Below are 21,127 nucleotides of genomic sequence, written 5' to 3' on the forward strand. Positions count from 1 at the left end.
CTTTGACCAAAGTAGACCCTTAATGAACACTCCATGTGTTGAACTTTTGTGTGAGCAAAATAACCAATTGTCGTCCAAGTCCGGCCATTCGTGTACTAACAGGATGTTCTGGATTTGCAAGTACAAATGGAATGCCTTCGTTCCCCTTCGCGCTAATTTCAGGTATTATAGGAAACGTGTCGAGCACTTGCAGACCGTTCGGAACAGCCAGCATGCCATGGGTATCCCCCGAAAAAATCGCAGTGGAATGCCCGCAGCATTCGCATTGGAACTGAGACATATTTTCGACGATACCAAGCAACGGCACCTCCATCCGTCGTATCAAGTCGATTCCTTTCTGAGTATCTGCAAAGCTTACTGTCTGAGGCGTTGTAATCAGAAGACAGCGTCCTTGCAACAGACGAAGCAATTGATGGTGAATCTCGGAAGTCCCTGGAGGCATATCGACAATTAATAGATCTACATCCCAACGGGCTTTTATCAGTAACTGATCCAGCGCGCCTTCCAAATATTTGCCTGAAAGAGATCTGCTGAGGCCGTTGTTTTCAATCAGTCCAGAGGATGAGATGCAAATCCCTGCGTAGGTTCCCGGGTGGATTCCCAGTCCTTCTGCTACCATCGGCTCTTCTTCAACTCCGGACACCATGGTAGGTATACTTGGCCCTTCAAAATCTGCATCAAACAGTCCTACTCTTAACCCTGGTAATGAATATGCTAAATTTACGGCGAAAGTGGATTTTCCGACTCCGCCCTTTCCGCTATAAATGAAAAGTACGTCCATGGCATCCTCCCTCGCCCCTAATAGAAAAGCTACGCATTTTGCTGCAACGTATGGATCATGTTCACAATGTTGCTCATGGAAGCAAACGTATCATTAATCATGTACTCGTCGGGAATAGTCATTTCAAACTTCTCTTCCAGTTCCAGAAGCAAATCAATCGCTTTCATAGAATCGAGACCTGCACTTTTCAGATCGTCCGTCATCTCCAGATCACGATGAATTTTCTGCTTTACCAGCGCAGCGACTTCATGTTCAATTTGTTCGATGCTCATGAATAGTCCTCCCTTCATACATTTCATTCAGATGCGTTCTTCGTGTCAGAGCAAGCTGTGATACATGCTTCACGTTTCCCTCATCCACCACTATTTCAACGGGAATGTCCCTGCTCAGAAATCCCAATAAACTGGCCGTGATCCCATAAGCCCCAACATTCGGAACGTAGACCTGCTCTTCCAATTGTAAGGAAGGCATGATTGCTTTTTTGTTAAAAAAATCAAGGGGCGTGCACAGCGGTCCTACAACGTGGGTCGACTCCGGATAAGGGTCGCTCTTCTCTGTGACGGGCATGATGTCATACTGGACACGTGGTATGCGTCCAAGCCCCGCCATCCCGCCCAGATGGTGAATGCCGCTGTCCAGAACGATAAAATGGCTGCCCTTGCTTTCCTTGATATCCGTAACGGAGCTAACCAGAACACCACATGCGGCCGAAAGATATCGTCCGGACTCATAGGCTATAGCAGGCTCTCCCGTTCTCCATCCCGGCATATGCTCATCGAGTGCAGTCTCCAGTTGGACCTTGATTCCACTAAAATCCGGGGAGGTGCCTGACACAGCATAAGGATGTCCAAATCCACCTCCTAAATCCACGAATTGGAGTGGTATTCCGGTCTCCTTGGATATTCTCGCAATCACCTGGATGGAAGAGAGAAAAGATTCCGCAAGTCTCTCTGCATTTGCTGTATTGCTGCCATTAAAAATATGAAAACCGGCAATACGAATTTCGTCGCATTCCTGCACTTCCTTCAGCTCTCGCAACAGCTTCTGCTCATCCGTTCCAAACTGAGAGGGTGTGCCCGTCATGGCCAGTCCAGCATCAGCCAAGCCCTGATCGGGATTAATTCGCATAATGACTTGAATTGGAGGTGTACCAGAGGGCACTACCGATCTCAATCTTTCCAGCTCCTTCATTGATTCTGCCGAGAAGAATTGTACTCCCTGTGCAACAGCCACCTTCAATTCCGATTTGCTCTTCCCAGGACCAGTGTACAGTACATCCCGGGGAAGTCCTCCGGCTTCTAACACGGAATTCAGCTCACCCAGTGATGAAACTTCAGCCCTGCACCCCATATCTAACAACTGCTTAACGATTGCAGGGTGAGGATTGGCCTTCAGAGAGTAATACAACATGGAAGGCTCGGGTAATGCGTCTTTCAACCTGTTGCAGGATTGGCGAAGAATATTCAAGTCGTATATATATAACGGACTGCCGTATTTCGACCGCAATTCTCCATAGTTCAAACGCTTCACTCCTTTCCCAGGTCTGTTTTCAGCTTGTTTTTATCAATTTTACCGTTCGAGGTTAAAGGTAACTGGTCTGTGACATAGATTTGTGTTGGCATCTTATAATCTTCCAGCCGCATTCGTAATTCGTCGAGGATGCTTTCCGCAGTCCGTGTGGAACTTACTGCAAGAATAGGCACAGCAGCGTCTCCAGTCAGTACCAACGCGGCTTGTGCGACGCCATCGATGTCGACTGCTGCCAGTTCGATCTCCGTAGGACTTATACGGAAGCCGTTCTGCTTGTACATATCATCCTTACGAGCGTAGAAATACAAGAAACCTTCATCGTCCATCCAGAAGTAGTCCCCCGTATGCAAGCTCCGTTCAGGAGAATCCATATTTCGAAAAACGTGCTGTGTTCGCTGCGGATCATTCCAGTAACCCATCATGACATGTGGACCATGCACAACTAATTCGCCTACCTTATATGGTGGCAATTGCAACCCTCTCTCATCGATCACCGTGCAATTTGTACCCGGAAGAGATGTTCCGACAGAACCCGGTTTATCAGCGAGAAATTCCGGCTGGAGGATGGACACACGTTTACACTCCGTTAGTCCGTACATCAGATGTAGCCGAGCATTCGGAAAAAATGTATTGAATTCGTTTACATAAGTTTGGGGAAGTGCAGCCCCTGTATTGGTAATGAAACGAATCTCCGGTAATTGTGTCATCTGTCTGCGCATAAGTTTGATCAGTGCTTCTCCCATGCTGGGTACAATCGGTAACCCGGTAATACTCCATTCCCTAATTTTTGGGATGAGCGCCGGACCCACATCAGATCGCTGACCCAAGGCTATCGTTGCACCTTGATTAAAAGCCAGAAAAACCTGATACATCCCGTAATCAAAAGACAAAGGAAGAAAATTGCCGATTACGTCATCTGTTTCTATATTCAGGCAAGACTGAATGCTTTCCAGTACAAAAAGCATGTTGGAGTGGTGTGATACCACGGCCTTGGGCCGGCCTGTACTTCCCGATGTATACAGCAAACAGGCAACTTCATTACCAGTGCCATCTTCGTACTTCGGGTCATCTAATCTGCTTTGCTCCATTGCATGTGCGGTCACGTCACTTTCTGATATGACCTTAATCCCCATATACGAGGACATCGCCAACTTTTCAACAAAAGCATCGGTCGTTAGCAGATAGGAAGCTTGCGAATCTTTAACAATGTAGTCCAATTGATATCTCGTTGTACTCTCATGCAGTAGAATATATGTTGCTCCAAGCCTGGAGGCAGCAAAAATGGATGAGACGATAAATTTGCCATGAGGCAAAAGCAGTATGATTCGCTCGCCTGTTTTTACACCACAGGATTGCAGATAAAGGGATATACGATCCCTCTCCTGACTTAGTTGACTATAAGTAAAATGGCCTTCGTCTGTGATCAAAGCTGCTTTATGCGGATATCGTTGTTCTGACTGATCTAACAACTCACATAATCGTTTCAATTCAGACCCTCATTCCATGAATTCGCAGTGTTTATTTTTTCACGATTTCTGTGATACAATTATTCGCATAACATGTCGTTAATATGTTGTTTGGTGAATAGTAGTTAATTAAATTGCCTTGAACAATAGTCGATTTTCATATTTTTCCTGTTATTTCTATGAAGAAGATACCATACCCGACATTCTCCACTCGATCTGTTCCACTGTAGCAAAACATTCATACAACAGGTCCTCGTCACGGAAAGTAATACCAAACTCCTCTTCTAGTGCAACAATTAGTGAAATATACTTTATTGAGTCGAACCCGAGATTCTCTAATCGCTCATCCAGAGGAATGTCCAAGTGATATCCAAGTATATTGTGAACAATCTGAATGATTTTGGCTTCAATCATCGAGTTAGCTACTTGTTCCATCACTGATTTCCTCCCTGCTCTTATTGCACAGATGTTTGCGATGTTCACTTGGAGAGAGCCCGTAATATTTTTTATAGTAACCGGCGAACTGTGAACTAGAGATATAACCGACAGACTTCGTTATTTCATTGATCGTCAGATCGGTATGCTTAAGCAGTTCGCGTCCCTTTTGCACCCTAATTTTCTGAAGAGATTTAATGGGTGAACACCCGAATACTTTCTTGTATGTGTTACTTAAATAGACCGGGTTACAGCCGATTCGTGCTGCCATGTCTTCAAGCGTAAGTGGCTCAGAATATTGACTTCGTATCATGCGATGAATAATAATTAATCGGTTGTCAATTTTCCCTTTTAAATTATCAGTGCTCTGGTTCATCATCCGGTACATATTGAAAAATTTTGTGAATTCAAGGGATAGTTGTTTGCTGTACTCAGGTTTGTACGTGTTCTGTCCAAACATCTCTATTACGAATTTCACAAACAACTTAACTCCTTCGTCTTGTCTGGACAATACCATTGGAAAACCAAAGCGCATTTTAGGCAAGTTCTTCAAGGTCAGAACGCTGATTACGACAGGTACTGATAATCGGTTTAACAGGACGATATCATTGCCTACAAACAAGTCATTGGAGGAAATATAGTACAAGGTATCACGATACCTCGTTTCAAAAGACTGTTCGGTAAACGCTACCATTATTCTATTGGGCTCCGTACATACTGTTTCAGAATAGCCGGGAGCCATTATCATTTTGGGCATCATACTGTACAAATTCCATGTCATCAAAAGTCGCCCTCCCATTTGAAGAAATTGGAATGTTTTATTAAATGTTAGTTGATTTTCAGACTAAAATCAACAATATTATACATAAATGTGAAATTGATCATAATCTGCAGAAGTAAACAATACGATGTCGAGGTATGGTTCGCCACCAAAATTCGCAAAAATAAAAATACCCATACACTGCACACTTTTTTTGAACGTGTGTAGTGTATGGGTACCGGATTAGAACACTAGAAGACTTGAAAACTCTTATCTTAACTGGAATAACTTTATTTTAACTTAACGTCCAATCAGCACCCATCCCCACTTCATCCGGCGCAATCCCATCGCGCAGATCCATGAGATCAGCAGCGCCACAACATAAGATAGAATGATACCCAGGCTGAAATGCCGAGCCAGTTCATCTGTGAATTCACGTCTCCAGAAGAGCAGTACGAGTGGATGCATTAAAAATACACCAAACGCAACGGTACCTAAGGAGTCCAGAACATGCGTAGCTTTACGAACTTCAGTATGTTTTCCTGTGCCCATTCGTTCACTAAAGATCAGCAGGAGCAAGCAGGCTGACAACGTAAACAGATTTCGGAACAGGAACAGCACGGTATAGGTTAACACCGGGTATGCAGTAAAAGCGGTTTTGATATAAGCATTACCATATATAAAAATGGCACCTCCGCTCAACAACGCAGCTATAAGCACGTAACGGTACGTATACAGTTTATTCAATGCCCACTCAAAGTTCAGCCCAACCCATGCGCCAAATCCAATCACGATCAGATAACTGGGTAACAAACTTCCTGTCCGTTCGAAGTGAAACTGCAAATGCAGTGCATAGAAGATCGCTTGGCCCGCAATAAAGAATAATGGCAAATAACGATTAAACAAACGATAGCGAGTAAGGGACAAAAGCCATGGAAAAACGATATAAAATTGAAGAATAATCAAAAAAAAGTACAAGTGCGTATGAGCGGTTCCCAGCACTAATTGTTTGGCAAATTGAACACCGTGGGACAAAGGTTCTTTGCCCGCAAGCAACTGTTTAATGGCAAAATAAATAAAGGACCATACCACATAGGGCACACCTACATAGAACAAACGCTTTTTGTAAAAAGCGAGCATCCAACCCTTCTCATTCACCTTGGAGCTGTAGTTGTAAAACAAAACCAAGGATGACAGGAACAGAAACGCTGGAACAGCAAATTGCAGGAACGTGTTCCAGAAGTAATACACATCATGATCTAACGTGTGTTTGGGGTAATGCGCAACTGCTGTTGAAGTCGCATGGATGGCTACCACTGCCATGATGGCAAAAGCACGATAGAGATCCAGATACTCAATACGCCGGGGCCGATTAACCGGTTGATTCATAAAGATAACCTCACTTGTGCCTGATATGGGATGATAGTTTCCGGCCGCAATCCAGATTCTATGCTTCATTTTAATCAGCACGCGAGGGTATTACAATCATAATCTATATTATTTTCGTTATATTCCATCATTATTCTGCATTATTCGACATTTTCTATCCAGAATCGTTCAACAACGTTGCCATTGGACTCCACATAGTCTTCATCCCGAATGCCACCATTTCGAAGGATAACTCTTCTGGATGGCTCATTAATCGCATCACATACGACCAATACTTTGGTGATTCCAAGCTCACTCGTTTTCTCTAAAGACAGCCTGAGAATTTCGGAACCGTAGCCACTGTGCCGCTCCCCCGGACGAATACCATATCCAATATGCCCTCCACTGTTGAACAATTTATCGTTAAGCTCTTGCCTTATATTGACGGCACCCACGATTTGTTGACTCTCCGTGACCAGCCAGTATGTACTGTCTTTGACCCAGCCTTCCGGAATGTCGATCCCTTGTTCATTGCGCTGCAAAAACGCCAACATCTCATCGAACGCATAAGGATCTTTGGAAATGACCCAAGGTACCATCAATTCTCCACTTCTGATCCAGTCTTCATAAAATGCCAAATATGCATCTTTATATGCTCGTGATGGTTTAATTAATCTAACGTGTTCTTTCCCCATGATCATTACATCCTCCCAACAGATCTTGAAACTGCCACGCTCTCTCTTCTAAGACACAACGTACTCACTCTTCCATCAGACAAGTACGAATAAGGACCTGCGTGTGAGCAGATCCTCTTCAACTGTACATCTTACCACTTATTCTATACTATACGGACTCTGTCAAAGTAACTTCCTGAATATCTTGTTCCTTCTGCACATCCGTGTCCTTGTAAGTGAATTGGTAACTTCCAGATCCCAATGTGACTTCAACATCATCTCCAATGTTGTGAATAACCTGAATCTCACTTACCTGATTGAGCGGTTTCCCTTGCTCCAGAACGAGCTGTGCACCTGCTCCAGGAAGACGTACCGTACCTCTCGTATTAACAGGAATATGCACCCGTATCTCCATTTTTCCCTCTGCCAGCCGGTGCCAGCTTGAAGCCACTTGACCATACATTGTCCCCAAACTTGCTTCCACCCAATCCAGTCCAAGTCCAGGTTGCGGCTCAATATGCACCTTTCGGAATCCTGGCTGATGTTCATCGGACCGGATTCCGGCAACATAACGATACAACCATTCCCCAATCGCCCCGTACGCATAGTGGTTAAATGAGTTCATATCCGCACTCCAGAGACTGCCGTCCTCTTTGATCCCATCCCAATGTTCCCAGACGGTTGTTGCCCCTTGAGTCACCTGATATAGCCAGGACGGATAATCCTCTTGAAAAAGTAATGTATACGCCAGATCGTGAAGACCTGCGTCACTTAGCACCGGGTTCAGATAAGGTGTGCCCACGAATCCTGTGGTAAGATGATTCCCCGCCTCTTTCACAAGTTTCGCCAATTGATCGACAGCACGAGTTCGGGCATTGGCGTCCAACAGGTCGAATTGCAGCGCGAGTACATGCGCTGTTTGTGTTGGAACAGCAATTTTGCCATTCGGAGTTACAAATTCATTTCGAAATGCATGAACAATGTTGGTATGCAAATGCTTGTAATATTCAGCATCATCTGTCTTTCCAAGTACCTCAGCCGCCTTTTGAGTTAACGAAACCGAATAGGCATAGAATGCCGTTGCCACATAATCCGTGTCCGTTGCGCCGACATAACTATCAGGCTTGGAGTCCAGCCCCAGCCAATCGCCAAAGTGAAATCCCGTGTTCCACAGATACGGATTGTCACCCTGCACGTGAATGTACTCAACCCACCGTTTCATACTCTCATATTGCTCTGCCAGTAATCTGGCATCCCCATACATCTCATAGATGGTCCAAGGACAGATGACTGCTGCATCACCCCAGGCGGCAGAGGAATGACTGGTGTCACCCCATCCTTCTGACGTGGAACTTCTCAGATCCGGAACGAAGAATGGAATACCTCCATCTTCTCCCTGGTCTGCTTCCAGATCCCGCAACCACTTAGTGAAGAAGGGCGCCGTATTCATGAGGTAGGAAGACGTGCGGACAAACATCTGTGCATCGCCAGTCCACCCGAGCCGTTCATCCCGTTGTGGACAGTCTGTTGGCACATCAAGAAAATTACCCTTTTGCCCCCACAATATGTTGTGATGCAGTTGGTTCACCAATGGGCTGGAGCATGAGAACTGACCTGTTTGCTCCATATCCGAATGCAGCACTATGCCGGTGAATTCATCCAGACTGAGATGCTCCGGGAAACCAATCAGCTTCACATATCGGAACCCCTGGAACGTAAAATGCGGTTCATATGTTTCCACGCCATCCCCCTTGCAGGTGTAGCGAATACACTGCTTGGCGGCGCGAAGATTATCGGTGTAGAAGTTGCCTTCACGATCCAATATCTCAGCATGGTGCAGTTCTACCGTCTGACCCGCCTCACCTTGAATGCTGAATCTCACCCATCCCACCATATTCTGCCCCATGTCTAATACACGATCTCCCTGTGGGGTTGTTAACAGGGCGATTGGCTGTAGTTGTTCCACTTGAGTGACGGGCACATTTTCCTGCGCAATGATGATATCCTTCGAGTGTTCCAATATGTTCACGGACGACCAATTCACTTGAGATGAATCCGACCAATCGGACTCCATTCGTGCATCATACGTCTCCCCCATATAGATGTCCGACATGCGAATGGCACTTGGAGCAGCCATCCACTCCCCATTGGATAGCATACATTCCTCTGATCCATCTGCGTATTTCATATGCAGTTCCAGCAGCAATGCGGATGTCGAACCGAATATCTTGCGTTCTTTGTTCCAGCCAAGATACCCTTTGTACCAGCCATCTCCCAGATTGGCACCTAGAGTATTTTGCCCTTGTTGTAGCAGATGAGTAACATCATAGGTTTGATATTGTAATCGCTTACGATAAGAGGTCCAGCCAGGTGTAAAATAATCTTCTCCGACTCTTGTATTGTTCATATGCAACTCATATAATCCAAGTGCTGTCACATATATGCGCGCCGACGTAACCGGTTTTTCCACATTAAATTGCTTGCGCATCCGCGGGCATGACGGTTCCACATCGTCCGTTGGTTGAGCTGTAATCCATTCCGCTTGCCAGCGATTGTTACTGTCCATTAGTCCCATCTCGAAATAAGCCGTTTCGGACCAGTTCGAATTATTTCCTGCATCATCCCATGCCCGAATCCGATAGTAGTATCGCGTTCGCGGAGAAGGCAGAAATTGTTTTAATTCCACATGTATGGATTGATCCGTACTCATCTCGCCAGAATCCCATGTAATCCCCTCAAAAATTTCTGTCATCGACAGTTGAATCTGGTAAGCGGATTGCATACAATTCCGACGATTGGACTGCAATTGCCAGCTTAATCTCGGTGATTTTACATCAAGACCAATCGGGTTGACTCTATACTCACAGCGAAGGTGATTAACGTTGAACATCAGCAGATCGTCCTTTCCATCTTGGCTTCCCATTCCGGGTTACGATATAATTATATCGATCCTGCTGTCGTAAATACCCGGTAAACCAGACTATTTCATCCGGTGATTCAGCCATCTGTGTGAGGAGGTAACTTGTGAATTCATCTGTACAACTCATGAAAAGCGAATACTTTTTGCATAATCATCTACAGCTTTTTGTCAACCGCTGCTCTGAAGATTTTATGGTTCCTTTTCACGCACATGATTTTATTGAGTATAGCTATGTTGCCGAAGGAAAGGGCTTTCATCATATCGGTGAAGATGTCCTTCCGGTGACAAAGGGCATGCTGTTTGTCATTCCTGTCGGCGTCCCTCATGTCTTTCGTCCTGTGAGTACCAACGTGACCGAGCATCCCTTAATCATTTATAATTGCCTGTTTAATACCGAATTGATCAACACGCTGACAGCCATCATTCAGGAAAAAGAAATCATTCAACATCTGATCGCTCTGGCGCAAAATCAGGTTTCTTATATATCTGTTGTGGATCACAACGACCGGATTGAAGAACTAATGGTGAAGTTATACCGTGAATCCTCGGTTCAGGATATCGGTTCATCTACCATGTTATACACCCTGGTAAGCCAGTTGGTATTGATGACCTACAGAAAACTTTATCAAGAGGATCAGGATGAAGAGAATCATTCCACCGGTTTTGATTACATCCTTCACTATATCAAGGAACACGTAAGCAATCGTATTCGGATGTCTGATCTGGTCCGTATATCAGGCTGGAGCGAAAAACAGATTGGGCGAATGTTTCTGCGGCATACCGGACAGACCTTTAGCGGCCACCTGCAACACCTGCGTATACAAAAAAGCTGCGATCTTCTAAAGAGTTCACAGCACAAAGTCAGCCTGATTGCAGAGCTGGTCGGATATCGGGATATGGATTCATTCTATGCTGCATTCAAAAAAATAACAGGCGAAACACCTCTCGCCTATCGCAAAAAATCCAGAGCTCAGCACTCTGGACAATAAGGTTAACTTTCAGACATTGACAACTTGTAACACTTCATCTATGTATGCCTTGGCCTCTTTCCATGAAGACATCAACGGAAAGTTGTATTGCTCACGCTCCTGTATATTCCACGGATGCGGGATACAGATGACCTTTTTTCCGTCCTCATGCGCAGGAATCAGATTATGTGCTCCATCATCAATGAGCAGATCGAATCCGAGCAAGTTTTTTCTTTTACATGTAATAAACTGTTCTGCGGTTATAAAAGGCATGTGCTGCTGAAGCCAGTTCCACTTCTCAACAACTGTTTTTGGTTCTGCTGCCGTCACGACAATGACATCATAAGCATCGTTCAGCTTTCGCATCTCATCTACAACATACTCATCATATAATTCCAATTCCTCGAACAGACCCGGCCGACCATAAAATACATCGTGCGTACTCTCCGGATGACGCAAATGGGATGTATCCCAATGAATCATATCCTCATAACGCAACGGATGGGTCGGGAAGTTGAGATTGTTGTGATATATAGCCCGCTTGACCAGATGACATATGGTGTCATCCATATCTACAGCAATAATAGGCTTCTTCATGGTTATCCCTCCCCCAATACGATCACAGTATACCATCCGGTATGTTATGAAGCCATCCTTTTTACCTTGAAGTGCCATAAGCCGTTGATGAGAATTCTGCGAGATGATATTAAAAAGGCGCCCCGGCGCCGTCATACCAGCTACGCCCGGGGTGCCTGTATAGGTTGATCTATTCCAAGTTCTCGCCATTCGAGGCAATGACTTTTTGGTACCAGCCAAAGCTCTTTTTCTTATACCGATTCAATGTGCCTTGTCCGTTATCGTCCTGGTCCACGTAGATCACGCCATAACGCTTGGACATTTCCGAAGTGGATGCGCTGATGATATCAATCGCTCCCCAGTTCGTATAGCCCATCAGGTCCACACCATCCATAACGGCTTCTTTCATTTGGGTAATATGTTTTCTCAGATAATCAATACGATAATCATCGTTAATGGAACCATCTGCTTCAACCGTATCTTTCGCGCCTAGTCCGTTCTCGACCACGAATAATGGCAATTGGTACCGATCGTACAGCTCTTTCAATGCCACACGCAGACCAATCGGATCAAGCTGCCAACCCCACTCCGTACGCTCCAGATTCGGATTCTTGATCGTACTGTACAAGTTGCCTCCAGTTACTCCATATTCCTCTGGATTAACTGCGGATACCAGGGATGTGTAATAACTGAATGAGATGAAGTCAACCGTATGCTTACGCAGGATCTCCTCATCTCCGGGTTCCATGGCAATGGTAATGCCGTTCTCTGCCCAGTACCGAGCCATGAATGTTGGATAACTGCCACGAACTTGTACATCGGTATGCAGCAGGTTCAGCTGGTTATCGATCTGTGCTTGCAGCACATCCTCTGGTTTCGACGTTGCCGGGTAGTGAATCATGCGTGCAAGCATACATCCAATCTGAAAATCCGGGTTAATCTGACGCGCCTTCTCCGTTACCAGGCTGCTGGCTACAAATTGATGATGAAGCGCCTGATAAGAAGCCTGCATCGTGTTCTCCACACGGTCTTCAATAATACCGCCACCTGTGAACGGTTCAATTATGGTCGTGTTAATCTCATTAAACGTCAACCAGTATTTTACTTTGTCCTTGTAACGGGTCATCACTGTTTCAGCATATCTCACAAAATGTCCAATCACTTCGCGGCCCGCCCAGCCGTTATATTTCAGGACAAGTGCCATAGGCATTTCATAATGTGAGAGTGTTACAAGTGGTTCAATATCATATTTACGGAGCTCATCGAACACTTCGTCATAGAAACGAAGTCCCTCTTCATTCGGCTCGGCATCATAACCATTCGGGAAAATGCGCGGCCAGTTGATGGACAGTCGGAATGTCTTGAAGCCCAGCTCGGCGAAGAGTGCAATATCTTCTTTGAAACGGTGGTAAAAATCAATCCCGTAACGCTTCGGATAACCTTCTGCGCTGTGATGTGCCATTGCTTTCTCCACCGTTGCACTCGTAACATGCATCAGTTCTCTAAGGTTGGTGTAATCCTTTTTCTCAAAATAAGGAACCATGTCGGCTGTCGACCATCCTTTGCCGCCAGCGTCGAATCCACCTTCAGCCTGATTGGCGGCAATAGCGCCGCCCCATAGAAAACCTTCCGGAAACCCTTGTCGATTCATCATGTCTATCTCTCCTCTGCGGATTGATTTAATCTGTGCTGTTAGCCAATAATCTTGAGAAGATTAGATTTCAGCTTTTAATACGTCTTCACCCATCGTGATTTCGCCCAATTTCACAGGCAGTACTTGCTTGTAATCCGCTGTATTGGTAACCACCATAGCGGTTGTGATGTCGTATTCTTTGGCAATCTCGGCCAGTTCAAATGTGAGTAACTTGTCTCCAACCTGTACACGTGCTCCTGTAACAACATGTGCATCAAAATACTGCCCACGCAGCTTCACGGTGTTAATTCCAACATGAATCAACAATTCCATCCCGTTATCACTACGGACAACGATTGCATGTTTCGTTTTGAACACATTCATGATGGTTCCTGTCACTGGAGATACCAATTCACCCACCGTTGGAACAAATGCCACACCTTTACCCATCAATTCATCACCAAACGTTGGGTCATTAACTTCTTGAAGCGGGATCGCTTTACCTGTCATCGGTGCAACGGCTACCGCATCACCCGTTGGTGTTGGAACGCCCATATCGTCCACATTCTCGCTTGCAGCATCGCTGGAAGCTACTTTCGCTGGTACAGAAGAAGCACCTGGTGAGAATTGAGCCAACGCCTCAGCGTCTCCTTCTTCTTCCTTAATACCAAATATCGTAGACATAATCGTACCCACAACAAAGGCCAAAACCATACCCCCAAAGGAATACCAGAAGGTTTGTCCGATCAGGGAAGGAAGTCCAGGAAGACCACCGTTACCCGCAAGCACATACGCTTTTGCGCCAAAAGCAAGGGCAAATCCGCCACCCACTGCACTACCAATCATGGCTGCGGCAAATGGTTTTTTGTATTTCATGTTTACGCCATACATAGCCGGCTCCGTTACACCCATCAGAGCTGTAAAGCTCGTGGATAATGCCACGGTTTTGAGTTTTTTATCTTTTGCCCGGAAGAATACGCCGAGTGTTGCACCAGCCTGACCCATATTGGAGATAAAGGTCAATGGCAAGAATTTATCGAAGCCGAGTGTAGCAATATTGCTCAGAATGATCGGCACAAGTGCATAGTGCATTCCTGTCATAATAATGAGCGCCATCGCACCGCCCAGTACGATACCTGCAATCAATCCGCCTTCATTCAGCAGCCAGTTAATGCCGCCTGACAATCCGCTACCTACGAATGTACCTAATGGACCGATCGCAATCAGCGTTACCGGAACCATCACAAGCAAAGTAATAAGTGGCACAAGCAATAGCTTGAGAGCAGCAGGGATAACGCGGTCAACCCATTTCTCAACATAGGACATCAACCATACAGCGAGTAAAATCGGAATAACCGATGAAGCATAACTTACAGCCGTAACCGGGATTCCCAAAAATCCAACCGATTCACCGCTAGATAACAATGCTGTCATGTCTGGATACATCAGTGCCGTACCCAGTGCAATCGCAACAAACGGGTTACTGCCGAATTTACGAGCAGCGCTGACTGCGATCAGTAAAGGCAGGTAATGGAATACACCGTCACCGATAGCCGAAAGAATACGGTACGTATCCGTTCCAGCAGACATCCAACCCAAGGATACGAACAAAGCGAGTAATCCTTTGAGCATCCCTGCCGCGGTAATCGCCGGAAGCATCGGAGCAAAGACACCTGCGATGGTCTCAAAAATTTTCAGCACTACATTTTGTTTTTTATCCGACTTGGGCTCTTTATTTTCTGTAGTTTGCTGGATCGCCGGATGTTCCTTCACCATAGCGTCGAATACTTTTGACACGTCATTGCCGATAATGACCTGGAATTGATCGCCGGAAATATTCGTTCCCATGACCTTATCCAGTTTATTGAGTGAGCCTTTATCGACCTTATCGTTGTCTTTCAGATCAAAGCGCAGTCGAGTAACGCAGTGATACACCGAGTTAATATTGTTTGTTCCCCCAACGGCTTTGATGATCTCCTGTGCCGCTTCCTGATGTTTCATGATGTTTCCTCCTCATTTTTCCAATAAAAAATACCCGAACGAATATAGCGCATATTGATGGCGCTATCTCATTCGGGTATTGCCTGATTGAACAGTAACAAGCCCATAGGATATGCAGTTGTAATTTCATTCTATTGCGTGGACTTAAGCATCCCGCTTGGTTTTCATCAGACGTTCCAGATGGAGCGTTAGATATAACTGCTCAGAGTGAGTCATGTCATACTGATAGTTCTTATGGATAAAAGTCTCGATCTTGCCAATACATTTGAATGTCTCCGGATAGTTTTTCCGAACCACTTCATATAAATACTCCTCAGCATCATCATGTGAAGAATGAGTAATGACACGCTGACAGAAATACTTCAAATGGGTGATGAAGCGGAAATAGTTGACGCTATCTTCATCCAATTCGATGTTGAAGTGATATTTGATAATATTCATAATCTCCTGCAACAGCTGCATCAAATGAGTGACATCGTTCATGGAATCATTCACTTCCGCATTGATGAAATGCAATGCAATATTACAAATTTCATCTTTGGGGAACTCAATATCCAATCTTTCCTTCAGCAAGGTCAGTGCTTCTCTAGCCACATCGTACTCCGCCTTATAAAAGTGCTGAACTTCCCAAGAAAGTGGATTACGAGTAATCATTCCTTTTTCCAAGCGTTGAACAGCAAAGTGAATGTGATCCGACAGCGAGACATAGATCCCGTCACTGATGGTTTTGTTCAGTTGCGTTCGTGCCAGTGTCACAATATCATCGGTTGCCTGCAGAATCTCAATAGGCACTTCAGCTACGATGGATTTAAATTTCTCATAGATCGATGCATCCTGAAGACGGAATACCTTCTCAATCCGCTCTTCATCAATCTCATCGCCTGCTTTGAACTTGAATCCGATACCCCGGCCGAGGATCAGTAGTTCCTGATTTTTGTCATCCACGGTACTGACAATATTGTTATTAAATATCTGTTTAATAATCATTCTGGACCCACCTGGTTTTTTTTGAGGAATAAAAAAGGGCAAAACCAAAACAGAAATAATAAAATCATTTCCATAGTGGTTTTGCCCGCATTACCGGTAACAAGCCTCGGATCTAATTTATCATAAGCTGAAAACGGTGTCAACAGGAAACCGATGTTTGCGTTTATATGGTTATGCAACATTTTACTTTTATGGTACATTGAAAGATATGTGCGTACTGACATTTAATAATATGACCTAAACTTAACAGGAGGATTCATTTTGAAAAAAATCGTTTCATTGACCGCATTTGTCGCTACCATGTCACTATTGTTGTCTGCCCCACTCACCTTGGCCGCAAATTCCAATAACCTCTCATTGATAGAGAGTCAAGAGTCTGCTGAGCACCTAGATTCGGAGACAAAAAAACTTTTAAGTGAAGAACTAGTTAAACTCGTGGGAAAACAGAACATTCAATTCACCACAATAGATACATCATTTGATCCGTGGGTCATTAACGGAACTATTGATGGAACCGGGTTCGCCTATTTCACACAAACATACGATCCCGATACTAATCGTGTCGCGTCCACCCATATCATGTATGATAACGCTGACCTAGATAAAGTCATGGATAATGCGCTGCGCCTGAAGCTTAATGCCTTCCTAAAAACATTTGAAGATGAAGATATCTTCATTAAAGGTGGTTTCTGGCGTTTCAAAGCCAATGATCCAGAACATGGACATTTGCTCCAGAACTACTGGGTCATCTTTGGACCAAGTCAACAACTTTACATCGATGTGGACAAAGGTAATCAAATGTCGGCAATTCTGCAATATAAAATCGTTGATTCCTATGCCTGGATGACAAACATAGCACGAAATTCACTCAAAACACTTGGAATTCCCTCAGTAAAAGCTTTTGATTACACCTTATTTACTGTAGAAGGAAAAGATATGTTATGGCAGTATCGGGATGACGACAATCTAAATTATGTGCATATCGGCAGCAAGACCGGAAAAGTATGGAAAGTCACTAACGAACTAGGTATTAACTGGAATAATGATACTGATTTCAAAAAGTCTTTCGCCAAGCCCAAGCTCAGCAAAAACAAAGCACTATCCATCGCTGCACCTACAGTCAGATCTATATTTGGTATTAAGCTAAAAGGTTACTCCGTTCGTATCCAAAACAACGAATACACCTTCACGAAAAAAGGAGCCACAACGCTTATCGGTAAAATCAATACAAAAGGCGCATTTTATTCGTTTGAAGCCCTTCCTGACAACGGGGTAAGAAATTAAACTTACATAATAAAAAAAACAGGCGGCTTGAACTCCGATTTCCGGGACATCTAGCCGTTCTTTTTTACTATTAATCAGCATCTATCTAAATTCGCATAAGAAATACTCCGCTTTAAGATGACAGTCGATTTGATCTTATCATCATAAAGCGGAGAGGTATCATCAATCTCCGCATGACGTACTTATAAGGCAGCCCTTCTCTCGAAGGGCCTTTCAACCTTACTGGAAGGTCACATTAATCTGTACAATCTCCGAACGACTGCTTGTACGAATTGGAGGTCCCCAGAATCCGAATCCTGAGGTTACGATGGAGTGCATGGAACCCTTTTGCAGATACCCCCAATCATTCTCGTAAATAGCCTGTGTGATGAACTGAGCCGGTGCGATCTGACCACGATGGGTGTGACCGGACACCACCAGATCTACATTGTTTTGTTCCGCGATATCCAGATCATACGGCTGGTGATCCATCATAAGTACCGGTTGGCTCAAGTCCGTATTTTGCATTAAAGTAGCGACTTCTGCACGATCCTTCTCTGTCCGGTCTTTCCGTCCAATGAGGGTGATCTTGTCATCCAGTACAATCTTGTCATCATATAAAACTTGCATGTTGCTCTTCTCCAGCGCAGCGATCAGATCTTCGATCGGACCATCGAATTTGTCGTGATTCCCAAGAGAAGCATAAACACCGTATGGAGCCTGAATATCACTGATAATATCCGCAATTCCGCTATTCAGATACATATCCAGATTGTCATCAATAATATCTCCAGGATACAGCACCAGATCAGGCTTCAGCGCATTAATCTCCTCCACCATGCGTTTGGCATGTGCAGGACCAGATAGAAGTCCGAAGTGCATATCGGCAGCCATGACAATGTTAAGCTTGTCTACACCTTCTACTTTTTTATCAATCTGGATATTATACGTTCTCACTACCGGGCTGTAGGCGTTGAAAATTCCATACCCCATTGTGGACACTAACAGCACCAGTGTAACAACACCCGCCCATTTCTGTGTGTGATGTCTGGGAATACGGGTTAATCTCAGCAACCACATTGTAAGGTGAACAATAGGCAGGATCAGCAATAACAACGAGAAGATCGCCAGCCAGTAAGAACCGATGATACTGAGAAATGAGATGCTTCCAAACACACGTGCCAAAATGAAGGAAACAGCAAGGAATATAAGTCCTATAATATAAAACCATCGAAATCTGGCGGACACAACTGGTTTCATCCAACTCCAACCGCTCCAGCCTATGTAGAACACTAATAATCCATATACGACCAAAAACAATATCCCCGCTAATACAAACATTCCCGGTCTAACCTCCACGTCAATAAGTTGTATTCTGAATTTTCATCACGGATGTAGTTCCGTCTGAACAAGTATAACGTAGTTGAAGAGTCAGATCATCTGTTTGCCCAACCCAGATTCGTACATTTTATTACAATTTGATGATATTCAAATTCGAACGATTTACGAGAAAAAAGCACCCTTGCAGGTGCCATGAAGTTGAATTCATGAACGACTGCAAGAATGCTATATGTTTGAAACGGATATTACTCGTTTGTGTCCATCCACTGGAAGTGGAATGAACCTTCTTTGTCCACACGTTTGAAGGTGTGAGCACCGAAGTAGTCACGTTGTGCTTGCAGCAAGTTTGCTGGCAAACGCTCTGTACGGTAGCTGTCGTAGTAAGAAAGAGCGCTGGAGAAGCCTGGTACCGGAATACCTTGTTGCACAGCAGCCGCTATAACTTCACGCCATGCACCTTGATAAGACTCAACGATGTTTTGGAAGTATGGATCAAGCAGCAGGTTTTTCAGAGCTGCATCTTTGTCATATGCTTCTTTGATGTTTTGCAGGAATTGTGAACGGATGATACATCCGCCACGGAAGATCATGGCAATGTTACCGTATTTCAGATCCCAGCCGTACTCATCGGAAGCTGCACGCATTTGTGCAAATCCTTGTGCATAGGATACGATTTTACTTGCAAACAATGCTTTACGCACGTTCTCGATGAACGCTTTTTTGTCGCCAGAGAATGCTTCAGTCGCTGGTCCATTCAGGATTTTGCTAGCTGCTACACGCTCGTCCTTCATGGCAGACAGGAAACGGGAGAATACGGATTCCGTAATCATGGATAATGGAACGCCGAGATCCAGCGCACTTTGGCTTGTCCATTTACCTGTTCCTTTTTGTCCAGCCGCGTCCAGGATAACGTCAACCATTGGTTTACCCGTTTCAGGATCGTATTTGGAGAAGATGTCTGCCGTGATTTCGATCAGGTAGCTGTCCAACTCCCCCTGATTCCACTCCGTGAAGATCTCATGCAACTCTTCAACTGAAACGTTCAATACAGATTTGAGCAAGTGATAAGCTTCGCCAATCAACTGCATATCTCCGTACTCGATACCGTTATGCACCATTTTCACATAGTGTCCGGCACCGTCTGGTCCGATGTATGTGCTGCAAGCGTCATCGCCAACTTTGGCGGAGATCGCTGTCAGGATCGGTTCTACCAACTGATAAGCACTTTCCTGACCACCTGGCATGATTGCCGGGCCTTTCAGCGCGCCTTCTTCACCACCGGATACACCTGCTCCGATGAAGCGGAAACCTTTTTCTTCCAGCTCTTTACTGCGGCGTTGTGTGTCAGGGAAGTAAGCATTACCTCCATCGATAATAATGTCGCCTTGATCCAGATGAGGAAGCAGTTGTTCAATCGTTGCATCTGTTGCTTTACCTGCTTGTACCATGATCAGAATTTTACGCGGAGACTCCAGGGATTCCACGAATTCTTCAATAGTGAACGCACCTGTCAGGTTTTTACCTTCTGCTTCTTTCAGAAGATCGTTCGTTTTCTCCGGGGAACGGTTAAATACCGCTACCGAGAAACCTTTGCTTTCAATATTCAAAGCCAGGTTTTTCCCCATTACTGCCAATCCAATAACACCAATCTGTTGTTTACTCATTATGTCCTCCCAATGCTCCATGTTTTATATAGTTTTATTGTAAGTTGAAACGAATATATGTTCAGTGATTATTGTACTGTTTTTTTCCAGTCAGCTGCAAATTTGTCCATACCTTGATCTGTCAGCGGATGTTTGGAGATCTGTTCAATGACGGAGAATGGAACAGTAGCAATATGTGCTCCAGCCATCGCTACACGTGTAACGTGATCCGGATGTCTTACAGAAGCCGCAATAATCTGTGCATCCAGGTTATGTGTACGGAACAATTCAGCAATTTTGGTAACCAATTGTACGCCATCTTCGGAGATATCATCAAGACGTCCCAGGAATGGGGATACATATGTTGCACCAGCACGAGCAGCCAGAAGCGCCTGGTTCACCGTGAAGATCAACGTTACGTTGGTTTTCACGCCTTTTTTGGTCAAGTAACGGCAAGCTTCAAGTCCTGCAAGTGTCATTGGCAATTTGATCGTAATGTTTTTGTCACTGTTGTTAATTTTGATCAATTCTTCTGCTTGCGCGATCATTTCTTCAGCAGTAAGGGCATCTGGTGTCACTTCCGCAGAAACGGACTCCACTTCAGGTACCAAACGCAAGATTTCTTCAATACGATCTTCGAATTTCACGCCTTCTTTGGCTACCAAAGATGGGTTTGTTGTTACGCCTGACAATACACCGATTTTGTATGCTTTTTGGATATCTTCCACGTTAGCTGTATCGATAAAAAATTTCATGATTGAATTACCTCCAGATATATTTT

At 44.6% G+C, this 21,127-nt stretch carries 18 protein-coding genes; 2 read left to right on the top strand and 16 right to left on the bottom strand.

Annotated features, from left to right (window positions below; all coding sequences use genetic code 11):
* Window positions 1-19: 19 nt before the first annotated feature.
* The 9 genes from ACE3K2_RS13560 to ACE3K2_RS13600 form a co-directional block, all read right to left on the bottom strand.
* Window positions 20-781 (bottom strand): P-loop NTPase, encoded by a 762-nt coding sequence (locus tag ACE3K2_RS13560; RefSeq protein ID WP_421890759.1) that lies wholly within the window; start codon window positions 779-781, stop codon window positions 20-22.
* Window positions 782-810: 29 nt separating this feature from the next.
* On the bottom strand, window positions 811-1,053 hold the full coding sequence (locus tag ACE3K2_RS13565; RefSeq protein WP_421890762.1) for a phosphopantetheine-binding protein: 243 nt from the start codon (window positions 1,051-1,053) through the stop codon (window positions 811-813).
* A complete protein-coding gene (locus ACE3K2_RS13570; RefSeq protein ID WP_421890765.1) occupies window positions 1,034-2,302 on the bottom strand; it encodes a hypothetical protein in 1,269 nt (422 codons plus the stop codon). The genes ACE3K2_RS13565 and ACE3K2_RS13570 overlap by 20 nt, the downstream gene beginning before the upstream one ends.
* A gap of 5 nt (window positions 2,303-2,307) precedes the next feature.
* Window positions 2,308-3,798, bottom strand: coding sequence for a class I adenylate-forming enzyme family protein (locus ACE3K2_RS13575; RefSeq protein WP_421890768.1), 1,491 nt, complete (start codon window positions 3,796-3,798; stop codon window positions 2,308-2,310).
* Between the two features lie 156 nt (window positions 3,799-3,954).
* A complete protein-coding gene (locus tag ACE3K2_RS13580; protein WP_421890771.1) occupies window positions 3,955-4,212 on the bottom strand; it encodes an acyl carrier protein in 258 nt (85 codons plus the stop codon).
* Window positions 4,196-4,993: a helix-turn-helix domain-containing protein gene (locus ACE3K2_RS13585; protein WP_421891234.1), complete on the bottom strand. Its 798-nt coding sequence runs from the start codon at window positions 4,991-4,993 to the stop codon at window positions 4,196-4,198. Before ACE3K2_RS13585 ends, ACE3K2_RS13580 begins: the two co-directional genes overlap by 17 nt.
* Window positions 4,994-5,272: 279 nt before the next feature.
* Window positions 5,273-6,361 (bottom strand): acyltransferase, encoded by a 1,089-nt coding sequence (locus tag ACE3K2_RS13590; RefSeq protein ID WP_421890774.1) that lies wholly within the window; start codon window positions 6,359-6,361, stop codon window positions 5,273-5,275.
* Window positions 6,362-6,501: 140 nt separating this feature from the next.
* Window positions 6,502-7,041, bottom strand: coding sequence for a GNAT family N-acetyltransferase (locus tag ACE3K2_RS13595; RefSeq protein WP_421890777.1), 540 nt, complete (start codon window positions 7,039-7,041; stop codon window positions 6,502-6,504).
* 142 nt (window positions 7,042-7,183) lie between these two features.
* Window positions 7,184-9,904 carry a family 78 glycoside hydrolase catalytic domain gene (locus tag ACE3K2_RS13600; RefSeq protein WP_421890779.1) on the bottom strand — a complete coding sequence of 907 codons (2,721 nt, stop codon included), beginning with the start codon at window positions 9,902-9,904 and terminating at the stop codon, window positions 7,184-7,186.
* A gap of 134 nt (window positions 9,905-10,038) precedes the next feature.
* Between ACE3K2_RS13600 and ACE3K2_RS13605 the strand changes: the two genes are divergently transcribed.
* Window positions 10,039-10,923, top strand: coding sequence for a helix-turn-helix domain-containing protein (locus ACE3K2_RS13605; protein ID WP_421890781.1), 885 nt, complete (start codon window positions 10,039-10,041; stop codon window positions 10,921-10,923).
* A gap of 9 nt (window positions 10,924-10,932) precedes the next feature.
* Here the strand turns inward: ACE3K2_RS13605 and ACE3K2_RS13610 are convergent, their stop codons facing one another.
* From ACE3K2_RS13610 to licT, 4 genes are all read right to left on the bottom strand, one after another.
* Window positions 10,933-11,499 carry a 5' nucleotidase, NT5C type gene (locus ACE3K2_RS13610; protein WP_421890784.1) on the bottom strand — a complete coding sequence of 189 codons (567 nt, stop codon included), beginning with the start codon at window positions 11,497-11,499 and terminating at the stop codon, window positions 10,933-10,935.
* A 169-nt stretch (window positions 11,500-11,668) separates the two neighbouring features.
* Window positions 11,669-13,132 (bottom strand): glycoside hydrolase family 1 protein, encoded by a 1,464-nt coding sequence (locus ACE3K2_RS13615; protein WP_421890788.1) that lies wholly within the window; start codon window positions 13,130-13,132, stop codon window positions 11,669-11,671.
* A 60-nt stretch (window positions 13,133-13,192) separates the two neighbouring features.
* Window positions 13,193-15,112, bottom strand: coding sequence for a beta-glucoside-specific PTS transporter subunit IIABC (locus ACE3K2_RS13620; RefSeq protein WP_421890791.1), 1,920 nt, complete (start codon window positions 15,110-15,112; stop codon window positions 13,193-13,195).
* A gap of 144 nt (window positions 15,113-15,256) precedes the next feature.
* Complete coding sequence (licT, locus tag ACE3K2_RS13625) at window positions 15,257-16,099, bottom strand: BglG family transcription antiterminator LicT (RefSeq protein ID WP_105599281.1); 843 nt, start codon at window positions 16,097-16,099, stop codon at window positions 15,257-15,259.
* Between the two features lie 261 nt (window positions 16,100-16,360).
* Between licT and ACE3K2_RS13630 the strand changes: the two genes are divergently transcribed.
* Window positions 16,361-17,383 carry a hypothetical protein gene (locus tag ACE3K2_RS13630; RefSeq protein WP_421890794.1) on the top strand — a complete coding sequence of 341 codons (1,023 nt, stop codon included), beginning with the start codon at window positions 16,361-16,363 and terminating at the stop codon, window positions 17,381-17,383.
* A gap of 219 nt (window positions 17,384-17,602) precedes the next feature.
* Here ACE3K2_RS13630 and ACE3K2_RS13635 read toward each other — a convergent pair whose 3' ends face one another.
* The 3 genes from ACE3K2_RS13635 to fsa form a co-directional block, all read right to left on the bottom strand.
* Window positions 17,603-18,703: a metallophosphoesterase gene (locus tag ACE3K2_RS13635; RefSeq protein WP_421890797.1), complete on the bottom strand. Its 1,101-nt coding sequence runs from the start codon at window positions 18,701-18,703 to the stop codon at window positions 17,603-17,605.
* A gap of 245 nt (window positions 18,704-18,948) precedes the next feature.
* Window positions 18,949-20,367 carry an NADP-dependent phosphogluconate dehydrogenase gene (gene gndA / locus ACE3K2_RS13640; protein WP_421890800.1) on the bottom strand — a complete coding sequence of 473 codons (1,419 nt, stop codon included), beginning with the start codon at window positions 20,365-20,367 and terminating at the stop codon, window positions 18,949-18,951.
* Between the two features lie 68 nt (window positions 20,368-20,435).
* Window positions 20,436-21,101 carry a fructose-6-phosphate aldolase gene (fsa, locus tag ACE3K2_RS13645; protein ID WP_062835043.1) on the bottom strand — a complete coding sequence of 222 codons (666 nt, stop codon included), beginning with the start codon at window positions 21,099-21,101 and terminating at the stop codon, window positions 20,436-20,438.
* Window positions 21,102-21,127 lie beyond the last annotated feature (26 nt).

Origin of the sequence: Paenibacillus sp. (assembly GCF_048976745.1) — a bacterium.
GTDB lineage: Bacteria > Bacillota > Bacilli > Paenibacillales > Paenibacillaceae > Paenibacillus.